The organism is Pseudomonas sp. R4-84 (genome assembly GCF_054130985.1).
Map to the genome: position 1 here is coordinate 171175 of NZ_CP096390.1, position 18823 is coordinate 189997.

The window sequence follows — 18823 nt, forward strand, 5'->3', positions numbered from 1 at the left end:
AGGGAGCTTGCTCCCTCGCCACAAAGGCGGATTGCCAGAAAAGCAGTCAACCCTCAGAGCATGCTCTCAAGCCCGATCGTCGTGGCGAACCAGGCATTGAACCGGCGCCACCAACTGCCTGGCTCGCGATCCAAGTCGTGTAGCTTGCCGTTGTCTTCGGTGGTCCATACCATCCTTCCCTCTTCAAGCCGGGCTTGATAACTCAGGGTCGGCGCCATCCCCTGTAACGCCAGCTCGCGCACCTGGTCGGCAAGCTCCGGGCTGTCCACCAGGACACCGACCTCGGTGTTCCACAGGACCGAACGCGGGTCGAAGTTGAACGAGCCGATGAAGGACTTCTGCCGGTCGAAGATGATCGCCTTGCTGTGCAGGCTGGAGTCCGACTCGCCGTAGGACTTGCTATAGAACAGATGTGGGCTGCTGCCATTGTCGCCCGGCTGTCGTCGCAGTTCGAACAGGCGCACGCCGTGCTGCAACAGGGCCTTGCGATACGGCGCGTAGCCGCCGTGAACAGCGGGCACATCAGTGGCTTCCAAGGAGTTGGTCAGCAGGCTCACCGACACGCCGGCATCGGCGCGACTGGTCAGGTACACCAGGCCCGGCTGGCCGGGGACGAAGTAGGCCGAGATCATGATCAATTCCTTGCTCACTCCGGTCAGCTCCGGCCCCAGTTGCGTTGTCAGCAGCAATTGGGGGTCAGGCTCATCCCTTGACAATACTTTACTCGGCGCGTCCCACAATGCCTGGTTCCAGGCCCAGATCAATTGACTGCGCCAGGTGTCCAGGCGTGGCTGGGTCTTGTAGGTGGTCAGCTGCTGATACAGCGCCTGGTTTTCCTTGTGCGTCTGATCAAGGGACGCTTGCAGGCGCAAGCGGCTGTCGGCCAAGTCTTGGGCGGTGGGCCGATGGGCCATGAACTGCTCGATGGGCTTGCTCAGGGCGCTGTTCCAATACTGGTCGAAGCTATGTCCCAGCTGCTCGGCCACCGGCCCGACACCGAGCAGGTCAATGTCGGTGAAATTCAGGTTGGGTTCGGCATCGAAATACTCATCCCCCAGGTTTCGGCCCCCGACGATCGCCATGCTGTTGTCCGCCAGCCAAAGCTTGTTGTGCATCCTTCGATGCTGCAACGACAGGTTGAACAGCCGCCCGAGGCCGCGAGTCACGCCGGTGGCGCGGCCAAGATGCAAAGGGTTGAACAGGCGGATCTGGACGTTGGGGTGGGCGGCGAGCGTCGCGATGGTCTCCTCTTGCCCGTCGCTGGTGGTGTCATCCAGCAAGATGCGCACGCGCACGCCCCGGTCGGCGGCCTTGAGCAACTCGTCCACCAGCATTCGCGTGCTGATCCCGTCATGGACGATGTAGTACTGCAAGTCCAGGCTGCTTTGAGCGTTGCGGATCAATTCGGCCCGGGCGGTGAACGCCTCGGAGCTGTCCGACAGTAGACGAAAGCCCGAGCGGCCCTCGTGAAGAGCGGCTTGGGCCTGGACTGAGCGACCGAAGGTCGAATGCTCCGCCGCTAGCGCCTGGCTGGGCTCGCGAGTGATATCCAGGCTCGCGCAGCCGCAGAGAGTCGTGGCGAGCAACAGAGCGAAAGTCAGGGGAACGTGGGGTTTCAAGTCGAATCATCCCGGGTCGTTGCGAAGGAGTATGGCACGGCTTTTTGATCCGTCATGCCTGCGAGATGCGATGCCCCTTGGCTGTGGGACACCGCCTCCAAGGCCAAGAGAGCCACGCGTTTTGCTGAAAAACATGGCGCGTCGAGGAGCCTTTTCCTACAGAAAAATCCCATCTGGTAGGCAACGATACGCAGGCATTGCTGCCGGTGGCTGGTTTCCTTCCCTGATAGCCATCGCATGACTTCACTCCCTCCCATTCCACAGGTAAGTAATCATGAAAAAAATATTCCTGGCCAGCATGCTGGCTGCTGCTTCCACGCCCATGATCGCCCAGGCGGCCAGTGTTGATTTGAATGTAACTGGCCGGGTCATTCCGACCTCCTGCGTTCCGGCATTTGCCGGTGGTAGCGATGTCAACCTAGGCCGGATTTTTTCGTCCACCCTGGCCCCCGATCGGCAGAACGATCTTCCTCAGCGGGACGTCAGCCTGCAAATCACCTGCTCCGCTCCGGCGGCCGTGGAAATTGCCGTGACTGACAACCGCGGTGCTTCCAAAGTGCCGGGCCTGTCCTTCAACGGAAGCCGAGGCGATGATCTGTATTACGGCCTGGGTAGCACCCAGGGGGTCGGCATCGGTGGTTTCGGTTTGTTGAGTGGCCAGCCTCGGGCCGACGGCGCTTTGCAGTCACTACTGCTACGAACGGCGGCCAATCCGGGCTGGAGCGTGCCGACCAATGGTTTGGTGACCAATGCGCCAACGACTTACTCCTGGGGGGGTAGCCCGGCAGCCGGTCCCGCACCGGCTCGTCTTCACACCTTCCCGATGAAAGTCGCCGCGGTCATTCGCGCCACGTCCGAATTACCGGCTACCACCGATGACTTCGATCTCGACGGTTCGGTTACGTTCGATGTGTTTTACCTCTGACTCCTGGCGCATGCGACGCGTGATGCGCGTCTGAAGGGCCATCGATTCGCCTGAGGAGCCGTGCTCCTGCAGGTAGTTTGATGCCGACGAGACGTGCCTGGCATGTCTCGGTCGGTGCCTCTGGAGATTCCCATGTTTGTTCGAAATTGCTCGCTGTGGACGAGTGCGATGGCAGCGCTGTGCCTGCCATTCATAGGCCTTGGCGCCCAGGCGGCCGGAATGGTCCCGGAAACGCCGGTTGTGATTGTCGACCAGGGCATAGGGGAGGCGACCCTGAATGTCAGGAATACGGACGATCAACCGGCATTGCTCTATAGCGCTGTCCTTGACCTTCCGGAGGACAAGGAACCGTTGCTCCTGGTCAACCCTCCCGTGGCTCGACTGGAACCCGGCCAGAGCCAGCAAGTGCGTTTTATCCTTCACAGTGCCGCTGTCTTGCAGACGGAGCGGCTCAAGCGCGTCGTGTTCGAGGGCATCAAAGCGCGTCCGGCGGCGAGCGGCGCACAAATCTCCATGGGCGTGCGCCAGAACATCCCGGTGATTATTCGTCCGGCTGGTCTGGCAACGGAGCGAATGCCTTGGAAACGGCTGGTCTGGAGCGCCAGGACCGGTGAGATAAGCGTGAGCAATCCCAGCCCCTATGTTGTAAGGCTGGCGCGATCGGTGAGTCTGATTCCCGGTGGTGCAACACTGGATATCGGCCGTACCTATATCCTGCCGGGGGAAACGCTGGCGTTCGCCACGCCATCGAGCCTGGGCACACATGTCCGGTTGTTCCCGGCCACCACCTACGGGTTTGCCGCTGGTAGCCACGACGCACGCTTGAGCTTGCAGTAGTGGGCCTGGGTGTCTTCTGGCGGCCTGTCGGCAGCCTGGTCCTGATGTCGATTGCCTGGACCGAAGCCTCGGCACAGGCGTCCGATGAATTTGACCGTTCGGTGCTCGAAGCCCGGGGGATCGATCCGAATGTCGCCGAGTACTTTCGCAGCGCCGCGCGGTTTGCCGCAGGACGCAACCGCGTCGCCCTGAATGTCAATGGCGTACCTTCCGGGCAGATCTTCGTGACGTTCGATGACGAAGGGCAGTTGTGCGTCGATGCGAACTTGTTTGAGCACGTGGGAATCGCCGCGCCGTCGAACGTGAATCCAGGCGTTGATGAGGCGCTGTGCCTGTCTGCCGTACAAGCGTTGGCCGGCTTCCAGGTGCAGCTTGATCCGGGACAGAACCTGGTTTCATTGGTGGTGCCCGCCGACTTGCTGGCGACGCCAGGGCAGCGTCCCGGCGGCTGGGACTCCGGAGGGGTGGCGGGTGTGTGGAATTACGATGCTCTGGTCATCGACGGTTCCGCTGCGGGGCAGTCCAGCCACTATCGCAGCTTGGGCACTGAGCTGGGTTTCAATGCCGGAGATTGGGTCGTGCGCAGCCGCCAGAATTACACGTCGTTCCAGGGCGTGACGCGTTTCGAGACGCTGTACACCCAAGCATCCAAGACCTGGGAGCGATTTGGCGCGCAGGTGCAGTTGGGCCAGTTGAACATGCGTTCCTCGTTGTTTTCCACGGGCCCGTTCACCGGGGTGCAAATCTTCCCGGAAACGGCGCTTTCCGCGGATGCGGGTGGGCTGGGCGCGGGATCCGAGGTCCAAGGGTTGGCCTATTCGACGGCCCGAGTCGAGGTCCGCCAGAGTGCCATCGTGATCTATACCACTCTGGTCCCCCCCGGGCCGTTCACCTTGCGCGACCTGCCGCTGATCAGTGATAGGCTGGATCTGGAAGTCAGCGTGTTCGAAGAAAGCGGTGAGCGTCGCGACTTTCATGTGCCTGCCGCGCAAGTGCGTCCCGCGAGACTAGGCACCCTGCCCAGTTATGGATTGGCGGCAGGCAGGATCCGGCAGATCGGGCGTGACCATGACACTCCGTCATTTTTTGCCGCCAGCCGGGACTGGCGATGGGGTCCGCGGACGCAGACGAGCGCAGGGTGGATGGGGGCCGACGGTTACCAATCCATTGGATGGGGCGTTTCTCAAGCGCTGACCCCAGCGACCGTGCTGACCCTGCAGCAGCTCGGTTCACGCACGACACGAGGCATCGGCGGCCAAGAGATCCAGGCCACACTCAACACGACGCTGGGCGACGGGCTATCGGTCGGTTTGACAGCGGGCCAGCGCAGCTCTGGGTTTCGATACTTGTCTGAGGCCGGGCGTGATGCCGTTGGAGGTGACCCGTTTGCCCGCGCGGCCAATCACTGGAGCCTATCGCTGAGGAGAGCGGATCCGGCTTGGGGTGCGCTGAGCGGATCATTGGCTCGGTATCAGGGCGGGGGTGGAAAAGCTCATTCGAGGGTCAGCGCGGCATGGTCGCGGGGTTTCGACTGGGTGACGTTTTCGCTGAGCCTTGAACACGACAGGTTTGAGCAAGCGGGTAAATCAGGTGCGTTCGTCAACGTGGGTGTGCCCCTGGGACGCAACCGAAGAATAAGCACTGCTGTACGTTACGATGATTCGAGAGGAGTGCGCAGTGGCGCACGTTATTCGGAGCAGGTCAGTGACAGCCTTGGCTACAGCATCGGTGCCGATCGCTTCGCCGACGACCGGAACGACTTCAACGCCAGGCTTAACGCCGTGCCCCGTTATACCAGCGCAGAACTGGGGTATTCCCGAAGCAGCGCCGGCGCGCGCCATTATGACCTGACGCTACGCGGCGGGTTGGCTTTGCATGACGAGGGCGTGACGCCTTCGCCGTATCCGCTGCGCGACACGTTCGGCCTGCTCAAAGTCGGCGACTACGCCGGAGTCAAGATTGGAACGCCCCAGGGGCCCGTCTGGACCGATGGAGCCGGGCGTGCGGTGGCGGCTGAACTGCCGCCTTACCAGGCGAGCCGTGTTGAAATCGACACGGTCAGCCTCCCTCGCAACATTGAGGTGCCAAATGGTTACCAAGAAGTGCGGGCAGCGCGCGGTGCTGTGCCGCGGCTCGACTTCCAGGCCGCCAGGGTTCGTCGCTTGTTGCTATACGTGCGCAACGAAGAGGGGGTACCCATGGCCAAGGGCCTTGGGGTTTACGACCACGCGGGTCAGTACTTGACGACGGTGGTCGACACGGGCCTGGTATATCTGGAGGATGCCCCTGTCGTGGCAAAACTCTCTATAGCGCTTGCCGATGAGCAAATCTGCCGCTTGGAAATCGATACTCGCCAGATGCCGGCATCCTCAGCGCCTATCGATCGTCTTGAGGTGGCTTGCCAGGTTGGCTGAGCGTACCTGCACCGCCGATCGTTCAGTGATCGATGAGCTTCATTGGACGTTGGCGACATCGCTCAACAGCTTGCTCGCGGCGGCACCCACCTTGCGTACAGCATCTTCGATTTGCGCCGTTGGCTTGGCAGCGTAGTTCATGCGCAGGCAATTACGGTATTTGCCAGATGCCGAGAAAATACTGCCGACCGCGATCTGGACCCCTTGGTCATGAAGCATGCGGTTGAGCTTCAGCGTATCGAAGCCTTCCGGCAACTCGACCCAGAGCATGAAGCTGCCACGAGGGCGGCTGGCGCGGGTGCCCTGGGGGAAATATCGGCTGACCCAGTCCATCATTACGTCGCGATTGCGCTGGTATTGCGCGCGCATGCGGCGTAAATGCGGCTCGAAATGACCAGCCTTGAGAAACTCGGCGATAGCGATCTGGGGCTGCGGCGCGGTAGATCCCGTGCTGATGTACTTCATGTGCAGCACCCGTTCCAGATAGCGACCGGGGGCAACCCAACCCACTCGCAGGCCCGGCGCCAAGGTCTTGGAAAAAGAACTGCAGAGCAGGACGCGCCCATCTTCGTCGAAAGACTTTATGGTGCGCGGACGCGGGTAGGTGTAGGCCAGTTCGCCATACACATCGTCTTCGATAATCGCCACATCAAAGCGCTGTGCCAAGGTCAGGAGGGCGCGTTTGTTGGCCTCGGGCATGATGTAACCCAACGGGTTATTGCAGCTCGGGGTCAACTGTATGGCCTTGATCGGCCATTGCTCCAGCGCCAGTTCCAAAGCTTCCAGGCTGATGCCAGTGAGTGGGTCGGTGGGGATTTCCAGGGCTTTCATGCCCAGGCCCTTCAGCGTCTGCATGGCGCCATGGAAGCTGGGTGAATCCACCGCGACGATGTCACCTGGCTCGCAGGTGGCGCGGACACTCACTGACAGCGCTTCGTGGCAGCCGGTAGTGACAATCAGGTCGTTGGCGCCCAGTTGGCAGCCGGAGTCCAAGGACAGCCGGGCGATCTGTTCCCGCAGTTCCAGGTTGCCGTAGATGTTGTCGTAATACAGGCCGGGCATGTCTTGCCGTCGGCTGATCTGCGCCAGGCTGCGAAGTAATGGCTTCATGGTTGGCGAATGGATATCCGGCATCCCGCGACCCAGCTGCACCACGTCTTTGCGCGGTACGGCGCGTATCAGTTCCAGCACTTGGTCCCATTGTGAAATGTCCACCGGGCGCTGGGCTGGACGGCCCACCGCCGGCAGGTCCGGCAGTTCCCGGCTGACCGGCACGAAATAGCCAGACTTGGGTTTCGGCATTGCCAGCCCGCTGTCCTCCAGCACGCGATAGGCCTGCTGGACCGTGCTCAGGCTGACCCCGTGTTCGGTGCTCAAGGCGCGCACCGACGGCAGCCGGTCACCGGGGCGGTAGAAGCCTTGTTCGATACGGGTGCCGAGCAGCTCGGCGAGGTTCACGTACAGCGTCATGGTGCGTTCTCAGTGAAGTGGGAAAGCGACAACCAATACAGTTGCGGCGCAAAAGTTCGATTCAGTGCCGAAAACGCCGATTCTGTATGCTTATAAAAGACATCGCCTGAATCTGTATTGCTTTTGGCCGTCCGCGCATCATGAAAGCTCTGGCTACCCAAGTAAACAGGAGCGATCAAAAATGAACGGCTTGAGCGATGTACGGCTGACGTTACACAGTCAGGAACTGGCGGCTGGGCAGGAAAAGGAGCTGCGCAGCGGGGCTTTGCGCAATGCGCCAGCCGGCCTGAGTCGCTGGGGACTGTTCTGGCATCGTTTGCATACACGCAAAGCCCTGTTGGACATGTCGACCGAACAGTTGCGTGATATTGGACTGAGTCGGGAGCAGGCGCGGGCGGAAGGCTTGAAGCCGTTCTGGCGGATTTGAATCGATAAGAAACCTGTGGCGAGGGAGCAAGCTCCCTCGGCCCCTGTCACACCAGTTCTTTCAATCTATGCCACAACATCCCCAATGCCAGCAGCGGTGAGCGCAAATGTTTGCCCCCTGGGAATGTCATGTGCGGCACCTGTGCAAAAAGATCGAAGCCACCTCCCTGTTGCCCACTGATTGCTTCGGCCAGCAGTTTGCCCGCCAGGTGCGTGGCGTTTACGCCATGGCCCGAGTAGGCCTGGGCGTAATACACGTTCGGCTGATCCTTGAGACGGCCGATCTGTGGCAAGCGGTTGGCGCCGATGCCGATCATCCCGCCCCATTGATAATCGATTTTCGCGTCCGCTAACTGAGGGAAAACCTTGAGCATTTTCGGACGCATATAGGCGCCGATGTCCTGCGGATCGCGCCCGGAATAATGACAAGCCCCGCCGAACAACAAGCGGCGATCCGCCGAAAGCCGGTAATAATCCAGCGCCACCCGCTGATCACAAACGGCCATGTTCTGCGGTAATAGCGCATGTGCCTGAGTTTCGCTCAACGGCTCGGTCGCGATGATGTAGCTGCCGGCCGGCAGCACTTTGCCGCTCAACTCCTGGTTCAAGCCATTGAGGTAGGCGTTGCAGCCCAGCACCAGGGTATTGGCGCGGACCGAGCCGTGCTCGGTATGTACTTTTACTTGATGGCCATAGTCGATGCGGGTGACGGCTGATCGTTCGAACAGTCGAACTCCCAATTGCTGGGCCGCCGTGGCTTCTCCCAGCGCCAGGTTGAGCGGATGCAGGTGACCCGAACCCATGTCGACCAAGCCGCCAACGTAACGATCCGAGCCCACCACGTTGTGCATTTCGTCAGCGCGCAGCAGTCGGGTCTCGTAGCGGTAGCCCAGGCTGCGCAATTCTTCGGCGTCTTCGGCGAAGCCCTGAAGGTCGCCGGGTTTGTTCGCAAGGTCACAATAACCCCAGGTCAGGTCGCAAGAAATCTGAAAGCGCTCGACTCGTTGTCGGACGATTTCCACCGCCTCAAGCCCCATCAGTTTCATCTGACGGACGCCGTCGTTACCGACGACCGAAGCAAACTGGTCGAGGCCGTGCCCAACGCCGCGAATCAACTGGCCGCCGTTGCGTCCGCTGGCACCCCAGCCAATTTTATGTGCTTCGAGCAACACCACGCTCATCCCGCGCTCGGCCAGTTCGATGGCCGTGTTCAACCCAGAGAACCCGCCGCCCACCACACAGACGTCCGCGATCAGCTCGCCTTGCAACACCGGATGGTCCGGCTGCGGCAGGCTGCTGGCGGCGTAATAAGAGGCGGCGTGCGCGTGGCTCGGGACAGGTTGCTGAACACGGGCGTTCATGTGCGTAATCCTGATTGATGTGTTTGAGAAATTTTACGGAGCATAAGCCGCGCTTTCCTCCATCGGCAACTCTGGTCGGCTGACGCTGTCTGGCCTGCGCCTTTTGAGGCAGAATCCAAGGCTGTCCCGACCCGGTACTCGCCTCGATGAGCTGCAACAGCCAAAAAATCCGCACGCTGCGTCAGCAGCTCCCTACGTTTGAGTGCGTGCCGGGCTGTCACGACTGCTGCGGCCCGGTGACCACCTCGCCCGAGGAAATGTCCCGGCTACCGCGCAAGACCCGCGCCGAACAGGACGCCGCCATGGAAGCGCTCGATTGCGTGCACCTGGGGCCGAACGGTTGCACGGTCTACGACGAGCGGCCGTTGATCTGCCGTCTGTTCGGCACCACGGCGACCTTGCCATGTCCCAATGGTCGACGGCCGGTGGAGCTGATCCACCCGCGTGTCGAGAAGCAGATTCATGAGTACATGGCGAGTACCCGGCAGGTGTTGGTCTAGGCCGCTCAATCCGGGATCGGCAGGTTCAGGCTCTCCTTCACTTCTTCCATCACGATATAGCTCTTGGACTCACGCACGTGGGGCAGCTTGAGCAGGATGTCGCCCAGCAGCTTGCGGTACGAGGCCATCTCGGAAATCCGCGCCTTCACCAGATAATCGAAGTCGCCCGATACCAGGTGGCATTCCAGGACGTGTGGCAATTTCAGCACTGCGCGTCGGAATTCTTCGAAGGTATCGCCGGACTTGTAGTCGAGGCTGATCTCGACAAACACCAGCAGGCTGCCCTTCAGGTGCTGCGGATTAAGCCGGGCGTTGTAGCCCATGATGATGCCTTCGCGCTCCAGGCGCCGGACCCGCTCGGTACATGGCGTGGTGGAGAGACCGACCTTTTCGCCCAGTTCGGTGAAGGAAATCCGCCCGTCCGCCTGGAGGATGCGCAGAATGTTGCGGTCGATCTTGTCCAGCTCGCGCTTGGTCTGGGTATTGGTACGCACAGGTGATGCGCCTCCATGAAAAGGGTTTTTGCCGAGAATTCTCGCCAAATATAGGGATTTATATAGTGAAAAGCACTGGCTGATCTTTTTTACACTGCGCCCATCTAAGCTTTGTACAACAAACGTCAGCGGTCATCCGCGATGAGGATTCAACATGCGCGTTCTGGTCTTGGGTAGCGGCGTCATCGGTACCGTCAGTGCTTACTATCTGGCCCGTGCCGGGTTTGAAGTGGTGGTGGTCGACCGTCAGCCGGCGCCGGCCATGGAAACCAGCTTCGCCAACGCCGGCCAGGTGTCGCCGGGTTACGCCTCGCCGTGGGCCGCGCCCGGTGTGCCGCTCAAGGCCATCAAGTGGCTGTTGCAGCGTCACGCGCCGTTGGCGATCAAGGCCACTGCCGACATCGATCAATACCTCTGGATGGCGCAGATGCTGCGCAATTGCACTGCCAGCCGCTACGCAATCAACAAGGAGCGCATGGTCCGCCTGTCCGAGTACAGCCGTGACTGCCTGGACGAGTTGCGCGCCGAGACCGGCATTGCCTACGAGGGCCGCAGCCTGGGAACTACTCAACTGTTCCGCACCCAGGCCCAGCTCGATGGCGCGGCCAAGGACATCGCCGTGTTGAAGGAGTCTGGCGTGCCGTTCGAAGTCCTCGACCGCGCAGGCATCGCCCGGGTCGAGCCGGCGTTGGCCAACGTCACCGACATCCTCGCCGGTGCGCTGCGCTTGCCCAATGACCAGACCGGCGACTGCCAGATGTTCACCACCCGCCTGGCGGAAATGGCCGTCCAGCTCGGCGTGCAATTTCGGTTCGACCAGAATATCGAGCGCCTGGATTTCGCCGGTGACCGCATCAACGGCGTCTGGATCGACGGCAAGCTGGAAACAGCCGACCGCTACGTCCTCGCCTTGGGCAGCTACTCGCCACAGTTGCTCAAGCCCCTCGGTATCCGCGCGCCGGTGTATCCGCTCAAGGGCTATTCCCTGACCGTGCCGATTACCGACCCGGCGATGGCGCCGACCTCGACCATTCTCGATGAGACCTACAAGGTCGCGATCACCCGGTTCGACAACCGTATTCGCGTCGGCGGCATGGCCGAAATCGCTGGATTCGACCTTTCGCTGAACCCGCGTCGGCGCGAAACCCTGGAGATGATCGTCAACGACCTTTATCCTCGGGGCGGCGACCTGGCCCAGGCCAGTTTCTGGACAGGCCTGCGCCCAACTACACCGGACGGCACGCCTATCGTGGGCGCTACCCCGTTCAAGAATCTGTTCCTGAACACTGGCCACGGCACCCTCGGTTGGACCATGGCCTGTGGTTCCGGTCGCCTGCTGGCGGACCTGATGGCGAAGAAAAAGCCACAGATCAGCGCCGAAGGCCTCGACATTTCCCGTTATGGCAGCAAACCCCAGGAGTCCGCAAAACATGGCAATCCAGCGCCAGCTCACCAATGACTGCTTGAGTGTTTCGGCCGCGCTGCCCTGACAGCTGTCAAAACTCTCCCTCTCCCGGCGCTGTTGGTGGTTGATGCTGTCAGCCTGCGCCGGTTTTTTATCCATGACTGCCTAGAAGCGTGCCGCCATGCGTCCTGCCCGTGCCCTGATCGACCTCCAAGCCTTGCGTCATAACTATCAATTGGCCCGCGAAGTCACGGGGGCCAAAGCCCTTGCGGTGATCAAGGCCGACGCCTATGGGCACGGGGCGGTGCGCTGCGCCGAAGCCTTGCAGGAAGCGGCCGACGGGTTTGCCGTGGCCTGTATCGAAGAGGCCCTGGAGCTGCGAGCGGGCGGTATTGGTGGACCGATCCTGCTGCTGGAAGGATTTTTCGAGGCCGATGAGCTTGCCTTGATCGTCGAACATGATTTCTGGTGCGTGGTGCATGCGTTGTGGCAACTCGAAGCGATCGAGCGCGCGACGCTGGGCAAGCCGATCACGGTCTGGCTCAAGCTCGATTCGGGTATGCATCGGGTCGGATTGCATCAGGACGAGTTCCAGCCGGCGTATCGTCGCCTCCTGGCCAGTGGAAACGTGGCGAAGATCGTACTCATGAGTCACTTCGCCCGTGCCGATGAACTGCATGACCCCAGCAGCCTGCAACAATTAGCAGTATTCGAGCAGGCCCGCCAGGGCCTGATGGCAGAGGTCAGCCTGCGCAATTCTCCGGCGGTGCTGGGTTGGCCGCAGATCCCCAGCGACTGGGTGCGGCCCGGCATCATGCTGTACGGCGCAACGCCTTTCGAGGAGGCCAATGCCGTTGCTTCGCGCCTGCAGCCGGTCATGACGCTGGAGTCTAGAATCATCAGCGTGCGCGAGCTTCCCGTCGGCGAGCCCGTGGGTTATGGCGCACGCTTTGTCACGGCGCAACCGACACGCGTGGGCGTGGTCGCCATGGGCTACGCCGACGGCTACCCGCGCCAGGCGCCCAACGGCACGCCGGTGCTTGTGGACGGGCAGCGTAGCCAACTGGTCGGGCGGGTATCGATGGATATGCTGTGCGTGGACTTGACCCATATCCCCCAGGCCGGGCTCGGCTCCACGGTCGAGCTATGGGGCAAAAATGTCCTCGCCAGCGACGTGGCGATGGCTGCCGGCACGATTCCCTACCAGATATTCTGCAACCTGCGGCGGGTGCCAAGGCTCTATTCCAAGGGGTGAGGCTGAGCGCGATCTACCGAAAGTCGCTTCACCGCACAGGATTCGGGCCAAAGTGTTGTAAATACTGAACGCTGTCGCCATGATAACGCTCACTTTACACACAACCTGATTCCCTGGAGGCTCCAGCATTGGACGTCGGTGAACGACTGCAATCCATTCGTAAACTCAAAGGCCTTTCCCAGCGTGAACTCGCCAAGCGCGCGGGCGTCACCAACAGCACCATTTCGATGATCGAGAAAAACAGCGTAAGCCCCTCGATCAGCTCGCTGCGCAAGGTCCTTGGCGGGATTCCCATGTCCATGGTCGAGTTTTTCTCCGAAGAAATCCTCCAGGAGAAACCGACCCAGATCGTCTACAAAGCCAACGAACTGATCGACATCTCCGATGGCGCCGTGACCATGAAACTGGTGGGCCGGGCGCATCCGAGCCGGGCGATTGCGTTTTTGAATGAAATCTATCCGCCTGGCGCCGACACGGGTGACGAGATGCTCACCCACGAAGGCGAAGAAACCGGGATCCTGGTGGAAGGGCGGTTGGAATTGGTGGTGGGCGCCGAAACCTTCGTGCTCGAAGCCGGTGACAGCTACTATTTCGAAAGCACCAAGCCCCACCGCTTCCGTAACCCGTTCGACGTGCCGGCGCGACTGATCAGCGCAGCCACACCGGCCAATTTCTAGACCAAGAGGCGCCGAGCCCGCAGGGGCAAAGGCGCCCGAAGGTTGGCCTGTCATGACAAACAAGACCCTTGCGACTTTGGGGTTGTTTCGGAGTGACAGGCTTACCGCTATACTTGCGCCCGCCTGCAAACCGTGGCCGCAGGCGTGACTAGCCACCATTGAGGGTGTACGCGTGAACCTAATTATGAAAATGCTGGCTGCACCAGCAACCGTATTGGCCCTATGGGCTGCGAGCGCTCAAGCGGCGCCCAACGATGACATCGCCAAGCGCCTTGAACCCGTCGGCCAGGTTTGCGTCCAGGGCAAGGAATGCAAGGGGATGGAAGTGGCTACTGCGGCGGGCGGTGCCGGCGGTGCCAAGGCGCCAAAAGACGTCATTGCCAAACATTGCAACGCTTGCCACGGTACTGGTCTGCTGGGCGCGCCGAAAATCGGTGACAAGGCAGCCTGGAAAGAACGCGCCGACCACCAGGGCGGTCTCGATGGCATCCTGGCCAAGGCCATCACGGGCGTCAACGCCATGCCGCCTAAAGGCACCTGCGCCGATTGCTCGGATGAAGAGCTCAAGGGCGCCATCAAAGAGATGTCTGGGCTGTAAAACGCCGGCATCGTTCACAAAAAAGCCGCTTACGAGCGGCTTTTTTGCGCCTGGGATTTTTCAGCGCTGTTCATCGCAACCAAGACCCGGCAAGCTCGGTCCAACCCACATTCATGGAAAGTCACGGAGGGTAGGATGGTGCAGTTGTGTTCAATCGAACAGGCGGTGGATGAGGTGCTCGAGCGCCTGCCCGCGCATATCCACCTCGGCATGCCCCTTGGGCTGGGCAAACCCAATCTGTTCGCCAACGCGCTGTACCGGCGCATCGCGCAACTGCCCGAGCGACAGCTGACCATTTACACCGCCTTGAGCCTGGGGCGGCCGACCTTGGGCGATGGGTTGCAGAAGCGCTTCCTCGAACCCTTCGTCGAACGGGTCTTTGGCGATTATCCCGAACTCGATTACCTGGCCGACCTGCAGCGCGACAGCCTGCCGGCCAATATCCGCGTCCAACAATTCTTCATGCAGCCCGGCAGCCTTTTACACAGCGCGTCGGCCCAGCAGGACTATGTCAGCAGTAACTACAGCCACGCGGCCCGGGACATCAACGGGGCAGGCTTGAACCTGATCGCCCAACTGGTGGCGAGCGACCCGGACCACCCGGATCGGCTTAGCCTGAGTTGCAATCCGGACATTACCCTGGATCTGTTGCCGATGATCGCCAAGCGGCGCGAGGCGGGGGAGACCATTCTCATGGTGGGCCAGGTCCACAGCGACTTGCCGTACATGCCCGGTGACGCGGAAATCGGCATCGACGGCTTCGACTTGTTGATCGACGAGAAGGACAGCCACACGTTGTTTTCCACACCCAACATGCCGGTAGGGTTCCAGGATCACTTGATCGGCCTGCATGCCAGCACCCTGGTGCGCGATGGCGGTACGTTGCAAATCGGCATCGGCTCCATGGGCGACGCACTGACAGCGGCACTGCTGGCGCGCCAAGCCGATAACGCCGGTTACCAGGCTCTGTTGGCGGAACTGAACCTCAGCCAGTGGGCGCAATTGATCGAGCGCGAAGGCGGGGTCGAGCCTTTCGCCAAGGGGTTGTACGGTTGCAGTGAGATGTTCGTCAACGGTTTGCTGGTGCTGGCGGAAGCCGGAATTATCCGGCGCAAGGTCTACCCCGACGAGCCGACCCAGGAGCGGGCCATTGCCGGAACCCTCGACGAGGCGGCGCAACCCGATGGCATCTGCATTCATGGCGGGTTCTTCCTCGGCCCGCGCAGTTTCTACGAGCGCTTGCGCGAGTTGCCGCAGAGCCGTCTGCTTGAATTCAACATGACGCGTATCAGCTACATCAACGAGCTGTACGGTCAGGAGCAGCTCAAGCGCTTGCAGCGCCTCGATGCTCGGTTCATCAACACGGTCTTCACCATGACTTTGATGGGCGCGGGAGTGGCTGACCAATTGGAAAACGGGCGGGTGCTCAGCGGCGTCGGTGGGCAGTATAACTTCGTCGCCCAGGGCCACGCGCTGGAAGGGGCGCGTTCGATACTGCTGTTGCGTAGCTGGCGGGAATCGGGAGGGGTGGTCAGTTCGAACATTGTCTGGGAATACGGTCACTGCACGATTCCACGCCATTTGCGTGACATTGTGGTAACCGAGTACGGCATCGCCGACCTGCGGGGCAAGACCGACGCCGCGGTGATCGAGGCGTTGCTGAACATCAGCGATTCACGCTTCCAACCCGGATTGATCGAGCAAGCGCAAAATGCCGGCAAGCTGCCGAAGGACTTTCGCCTCGATCCACGCTTTGCCGACAACACCTCGGAGCGTTTGCAGGGGATCCAGGCGCGGCATGCCAACCTGTTTCCGGAGTACCCGTTGGGCTGTGATTTCGATGAGGTCGAGCGGGACTTATTGCGGGCGCTGAATTGGCTGAAAAGCAAATTCAAGCTCACCGAGATCCTGGATCTGGGCAAAGCCGCCCTGGATGCGCCGCAGCCCTGGGAATATGCCGGGCATCTGGAGCGAATGCAGCTGACGAGCCCGGAGGGGCTGAAGGAAGAGCTGTATCAGCGGCTGTTGCTGGCGGGGCTCAAGGCGACTGCGCCTTAGAAATCGGCCATCCCCTGTGGGGGCGAGCAGGCTCGCTCCCACAGGGGAATGGGTATTAATCGAGGAAGGTCACAACCCCACCCGCCAACGACTTCACCCGGGCCAACGATTCGACGCGATAGCCCTGGGCATCCAGTTCGGCTCGGCCGCCCTGGAACGACTTCTCGATCACGATCCCCAGCCCGGCGACGGTGGCGCCGGCCTGCTTGATGATGGAAATCAGCGCCTGGGAGGCTTTGCCGTTGGCCAGGAAATCATCAATGATCAGCACGCGGTCGCTGCTGGTCAGGTGGCGCGGGCTGATGGCGACGGTGCTTTCGGTCTTCTTGGTGAAGGAATACACGGTGGCCGACAGCAGGTTCTCCGTCAGGGTCAGGGACTGTTGCTTGCGGGCGAAGATCACCGGCACGCCAAGATTCAGCCCGGTCATGATCGCCGGGGCGATGCCCGAGGCTTCGATGGTGACGATCTTGGTGATGCCCGAATCCTTGAACAGTGCGGCAAATTCATCACCGATCAGCTTCATCAACTGCGGATCGATCTGGTGGTTGAGAAACGCATCGACCTTCAATACCTGGTCGGACAGCACGATGCCTAGCTCTCGGATTTTCTGGTGCAGGGCTTCCATGAAGCCTCCTCTGGGACGCGTTCAGCGCCTGAAATAGTGGAAAATTCTAGCGCTTCAACATCGCGCGTATATCCGCCAGGGCACTGTTGCCGCGAACGGCTTTGACCTCTGTCGGCGTGTCGTCGTTGCCTTCCCAGGCCAGGTCGTCCGGCGGCAACTCATCGAGGAAGCGGCTCGGGGCGCAGTCGATGACTTCGCCGTATTGCTTGCGCTTGGCGGCGAAGGTGAAGGCCAGCGTCTGGCGCGCCCGGGTAATCCCGACGTAGGCCAGGCGCCGTTCTTCTTCGATGGTGTCGGCCTCGATGCTGGAACGGTGCGGCAGGATTTCTTCTTCCATGCCCATGATGAACACGTAGGGAAACTCCAGGCCTTTGGAGGCGTGCAGCGTCATCATTTGCACACCTTCGGCGCCTTCTTCCTCTTCCTGCTGGCGTTCTAGCATGTCCCGCAGCACGAGCTTGCCGATGGCGTCCTCGACGGTCATGTCGCCGTCTTCGTCTTTTTCCAAGGTGTTCTTCAACGCCTCGATCAAGAACCAGACGTTGCTCATGCGGTAATCGGCGGCCTTGTCGCTGGAGCTGTTGGTGCGCAGCCAGTTTTCGTAGTCGATGTCCATGACCATGCTGCGCAGCGCAGAGATCGGATCTTCCCCGGCGCACTGCTCGCGGACCTTGTCCATGAAACGCTTGAAGCGCGCCAGGCGATCGGTGAAGCGGCTGTCCAAATGCTCGCCAAGGCCGATTTCGTCGGTGGCGGCGTACATGGAGATCTTGCGCTCGGTGGCGTAGTTGCCGAGTTTTTCAAGGGTGGTCGAACCGATTTCCCGGCGCGGCACGTTGATCACCCGCAAGAAGGCGTTGTCGTCGTCCGGGTTCACGATCAGGCGGAAGTAGGCCATCAGGTCCTTCACTTCCTGGCGGCCGAAAAAGCTGTTCCCCCCCGACAGACGATAGGGAACCTGGTGATGCTGCAGTTTCAGCTCGATCAGCTTGGCCTGGTAGTTGCCGCGGTACAGGATCGCAAAATCGCTGTACGGCCGGTCGGTGCGCAAGTGCAGGCTGAGGATTTCCATGGCCACGCGCTCGGCTTCGGCGTCTTCGTTGCGGCAACGGATCACGCGGATCTCGTCGCCGTGGCCCATCTCGCTCCACAGTTGTTTTTCGAACTCATGGGGGTTGTTGGAAATCAGCACGTTGGCGCAGCGCAGGATCCGGCTGGTGGAGCGGTAGTTCTGTTCCAGCATCACCACTTTGAGCGACGGGTAGTCTTCCTTGAGCAGCATCAGGTTTTCCGGCCGCGCGCCGCGCCAGGCGTAAATCGACTGGTCATCGTCGCCCACCACGGTGAACTGGTTGCGTTTGCCGATCAGCAGTTTCACCAGCAGATACTGGCTGGCGTTGGTGTCCTGGTATTCGTCCACGAGCAGGTAGCGGACCTTGTTCTGCCATTTCTCGAGGATGTCGGCGTGGTCCTGGAACAGTTTGACCGGCAACAGGATCAGGTCGTCGAAGTCCACCGCATTGAACGCCTTGAGCGTGCGCTGGTAATGGGCGTAGACGATGGCGGCGGTCTGTTCCTTGGGGTTGCGGGCGTTTTCCAGTGCTTCGGGCGGCAGGATCAGGTCGTTTTTCCAGGCGCCGATCATGTTCTTGATCTCATCCACGCCGTCGTCGCCGGAATATTCCTTCTGCATGATGTCGGTCATCAGGGCCTTGACGTCGGCCTCGTCGAAGATCGAGAAGCCCGGTTTGTAGCCCAGCCGCGCATGTTCCTTGCGGATGATGTTCAAGCCCAGGTTGTGGAAGGTGCAGACCGTCAGGCCGCGACCTTCGCCGGCGCGCAGCAGGCCGCCGACCCGCTCTTTCATTTCCCGGGCGGCCTTGTTGGTGAAGGTCATGGCGACGATGTACTGGGCGCGGATGCCACAATTCTGGATCAGGTGCGCGATCTTGCGGGTGATCACGCTGGTCTTGCCGGAGCCTGCACCGGCGAGCACCAAAAGAGGGCCGCCGACATAGTTCACGGCTTCTTGCTGCCGGGGGTTGAGTCGGGACATGACAGGGTTCAGGGAGTCGTTTGCGAAATGGGCCGGCATTTTAACAGGCTCTGAGAATTGTGCTTCCCTGTCCGACTTGTGACGTTGCGCATCATTGCAA

Annotated in this window: 16 protein-coding genes; 10 read left to right on the plus strand and 6 right to left on the minus strand. The window is 60.9% G+C overall.

Annotated features, from left to right (window positions below):
* Positions 1-53: 53 nt before the first annotated feature.
* Positions 54-1619, minus strand: coding sequence for a phospholipase D family protein (locus M1D68_RS00720; protein WP_457968967.1), 1566 nt, complete (start codon positions 1617-1619; stop codon positions 54-56).
* A gap of 274 nt (positions 1620-1893) precedes the next feature.
* Here M1D68_RS00720 and M1D68_RS00725 point away from each other — a divergent pair, with 274 nt between their 5' ends.
* The 3 genes from M1D68_RS00725 (at position 1894) to M1D68_RS00735 (ending at position 5795) form a co-directional block, all read left to right on the plus strand.
* Complete coding sequence (locus M1D68_RS00725; protein WP_457968969.1) at positions 1894-2544, plus strand: DUF1120 domain-containing protein; 651 nt, start codon at positions 1894-1896, stop codon at positions 2542-2544.
* 132 nt (positions 2545-2676) lie between these two features.
* Positions 2677-3381, plus strand: coding sequence for a fimbria/pilus chaperone family protein (locus M1D68_RS00730; RefSeq protein WP_420767166.1), 705 nt, complete (start codon positions 2677-2679; stop codon positions 3379-3381).
* A complete protein-coding gene (locus M1D68_RS00735; RefSeq protein WP_457968971.1) occupies positions 3381-5795 on the plus strand; it encodes a fimbria/pilus outer membrane usher protein in 2415 nt (804 codons plus the stop codon). The genes M1D68_RS00730 and M1D68_RS00735 overlap by 1 nt, the downstream gene beginning before the upstream one ends.
* 39 nt (positions 5796-5834) lie before the next feature.
* On the opposite strand, the gene M1D68_RS00740 is transcribed toward M1D68_RS00735, so the two are convergent.
* Positions 5835-7265, minus strand: a complete 1431-nt coding sequence (locus M1D68_RS00740; protein WP_457968973.1) for an aminotransferase-like domain-containing protein — start codon at positions 7263-7265, stop codon at positions 5835-5837.
* Positions 7266-7446: 181 nt separating this feature from the next.
* Here M1D68_RS00740 and M1D68_RS00745 point away from each other — a divergent pair, with 181 nt between their 5' ends.
* Positions 7447-7692, plus strand: coding sequence for a DUF1127 domain-containing protein (locus tag M1D68_RS00745; RefSeq protein WP_420767169.1), 246 nt, complete (start codon positions 7447-7449; stop codon positions 7690-7692).
* A 46-nt stretch (positions 7693-7738) separates the two neighbouring features.
* On the opposite strand, the gene M1D68_RS00750 is transcribed toward M1D68_RS00745, so the two are convergent.
* Positions 7739-9052, minus strand: coding sequence for an NAD(P)/FAD-dependent oxidoreductase (locus M1D68_RS00750; RefSeq protein ID WP_434561643.1), 1314 nt, complete (start codon positions 9050-9052; stop codon positions 7739-7741).
* A 146-nt stretch (positions 9053-9198) separates the two neighbouring features.
* Between M1D68_RS00750 and M1D68_RS00755 the strand changes: the two genes are divergently transcribed.
* A complete protein-coding gene (locus M1D68_RS00755) occupies positions 9199-9552 on the plus strand; it encodes a YkgJ family cysteine cluster protein (RefSeq protein WP_457968975.1) in 354 nt (117 codons plus the stop codon).
* A 5-nt stretch (positions 9553-9557) separates the two neighbouring features.
* Here M1D68_RS00755 and M1D68_RS00760 read toward each other — a convergent pair whose 3' ends face one another.
* Entirely contained in the window at positions 9558-10046 is a 489-nt protein-coding gene (locus M1D68_RS00760; RefSeq protein WP_003206849.1) for an Lrp/AsnC ligand binding domain-containing protein, read from the minus strand.
* A gap of 154 nt (positions 10047-10200) precedes the next feature.
* Between M1D68_RS00760 and dadA the strand changes: the two genes are divergently transcribed.
* From dadA to M1D68_RS00785, 5 genes are all read left to right on the plus strand, one after another.
* A complete protein-coding gene (gene dadA / locus M1D68_RS00765; protein WP_420767172.1) occupies positions 10201-11505 on the plus strand; it encodes a D-amino acid dehydrogenase in 1305 nt (434 codons plus the stop codon).
* Positions 11506-11632: 127 nt separating this feature from the next.
* Positions 11633-12706, plus strand: coding sequence for an alanine racemase (gene alr / locus M1D68_RS00770; RefSeq protein ID WP_457968977.1), 1074 nt, complete (start codon positions 11633-11635; stop codon positions 12704-12706).
* Positions 12707-12834: 128 nt separating this feature from the next.
* On the plus strand, positions 12835-13383 hold the full coding sequence (locus M1D68_RS00775; RefSeq protein WP_030138196.1) for a cupin domain-containing protein: 549 nt from the start codon (positions 12835-12837) through the stop codon (positions 13381-13383).
* Positions 13384-13567: 184 nt separating this feature from the next.
* Entirely contained in the window at positions 13568-13981 is a 414-nt protein-coding gene (locus M1D68_RS00780; RefSeq protein WP_420767177.1) for a c-type cytochrome, read from the plus strand.
* 135 nt (positions 13982-14116) lie between these two features.
* Positions 14117-16039: an acetyl-CoA hydrolase/transferase C-terminal domain-containing protein gene (locus M1D68_RS00785; protein ID WP_457968979.1), complete on the plus strand. Its 1923-nt coding sequence runs from the start codon at positions 14117-14119 to the stop codon at positions 16037-16039.
* A 55-nt stretch (positions 16040-16094) separates the two neighbouring features.
* Here M1D68_RS00785 and M1D68_RS00790 read toward each other — a convergent pair whose 3' ends face one another.
* Both M1D68_RS00790 and rep read right to left on the minus strand, forming a co-directional pair.
* On the minus strand, positions 16095-16667 hold the full coding sequence (locus tag M1D68_RS00790) for a xanthine phosphoribosyltransferase (RefSeq protein WP_420765163.1): 573 nt from the start codon (positions 16665-16667) through the stop codon (positions 16095-16097).
* A gap of 46 nt (positions 16668-16713) precedes the next feature.
* Positions 16714-18723, minus strand: coding sequence for a DNA helicase Rep (rep, locus tag M1D68_RS00795; protein ID WP_420765162.1), 2010 nt, complete (start codon positions 18721-18723; stop codon positions 16714-16716).
* Positions 18724-18823 lie beyond the last annotated feature (100 nt).

Excerpts from the sequence above, each read along its gene's own strand:
- M1D68_RS00725 (WP_457968969.1), top strand. The coding sequence starts at position 1,894 with ATGAAAAAAATATTCCTGGCCAGCATGCTGGCTGCTGCTTCCACGCCC.
- M1D68_RS00730 (WP_420767166.1), top strand. The coding sequence starts at position 2,677 with ATGTTTGTTCGAAATTGCTCGCTGTGGACGAGTGCGATGGCAGCGCTG.
- M1D68_RS00740 (WP_457968973.1), bottom strand. The coding sequence starts at position 7,265 with ATGACGCTGTACGTGAACCTCGCCGAGCTGCTCGGCACCCGTATCGAA.
- M1D68_RS00745 (WP_420767169.1), top strand. The coding sequence starts at position 7,447 with ATGAACGGCTTGAGCGATGTACGGCTGACGTTACACAGTCAGGAACTG.
- M1D68_RS00750 (WP_434561643.1), bottom strand. The coding sequence starts at position 9,052 with ATGAACGCCCGTGTTCAGCAACCTGTCCCGAGCCACGCGCACGCCGCC.
- M1D68_RS00755 (WP_457968975.1), top strand. The coding sequence starts at position 9,199 with ATGAGCTGCAACAGCCAAAAAATCCGCACGCTGCGTCAGCAGCTCCCT.
- dadA (WP_420767172.1), top strand. The coding sequence starts at position 10,201 with ATGCGCGTTCTGGTCTTGGGTAGCGGCGTCATCGGTACCGTCAGTGCT.
- alr (WP_457968977.1), top strand. The coding sequence starts at position 11,633 with ATGCGTCCTGCCCGTGCCCTGATCGACCTCCAAGCCTTGCGTCATAAC.
- M1D68_RS00780 (WP_420767177.1), top strand. The coding sequence starts at position 13,568 with ATGAAAATGCTGGCTGCACCAGCAACCGTATTGGCCCTATGGGCTGCG.
- M1D68_RS00785 (WP_457968979.1), top strand. The coding sequence starts at position 14,117 with ATGGTGCAGTTGTGTTCAATCGAACAGGCGGTGGATGAGGTGCTCGAG.
- M1D68_RS00790 (WP_420765163.1), bottom strand. The coding sequence starts at position 16,667 with ATGGAAGCCCTGCACCAGAAAATCCGAGAGCTAGGCATCGTGCTGTCC.
- rep (WP_420765162.1), bottom strand. The coding sequence starts at position 18,723 with ATGTCCCGACTCAACCCCCGGCAGCAAGAAGCCGTGAACTATGTCGGC.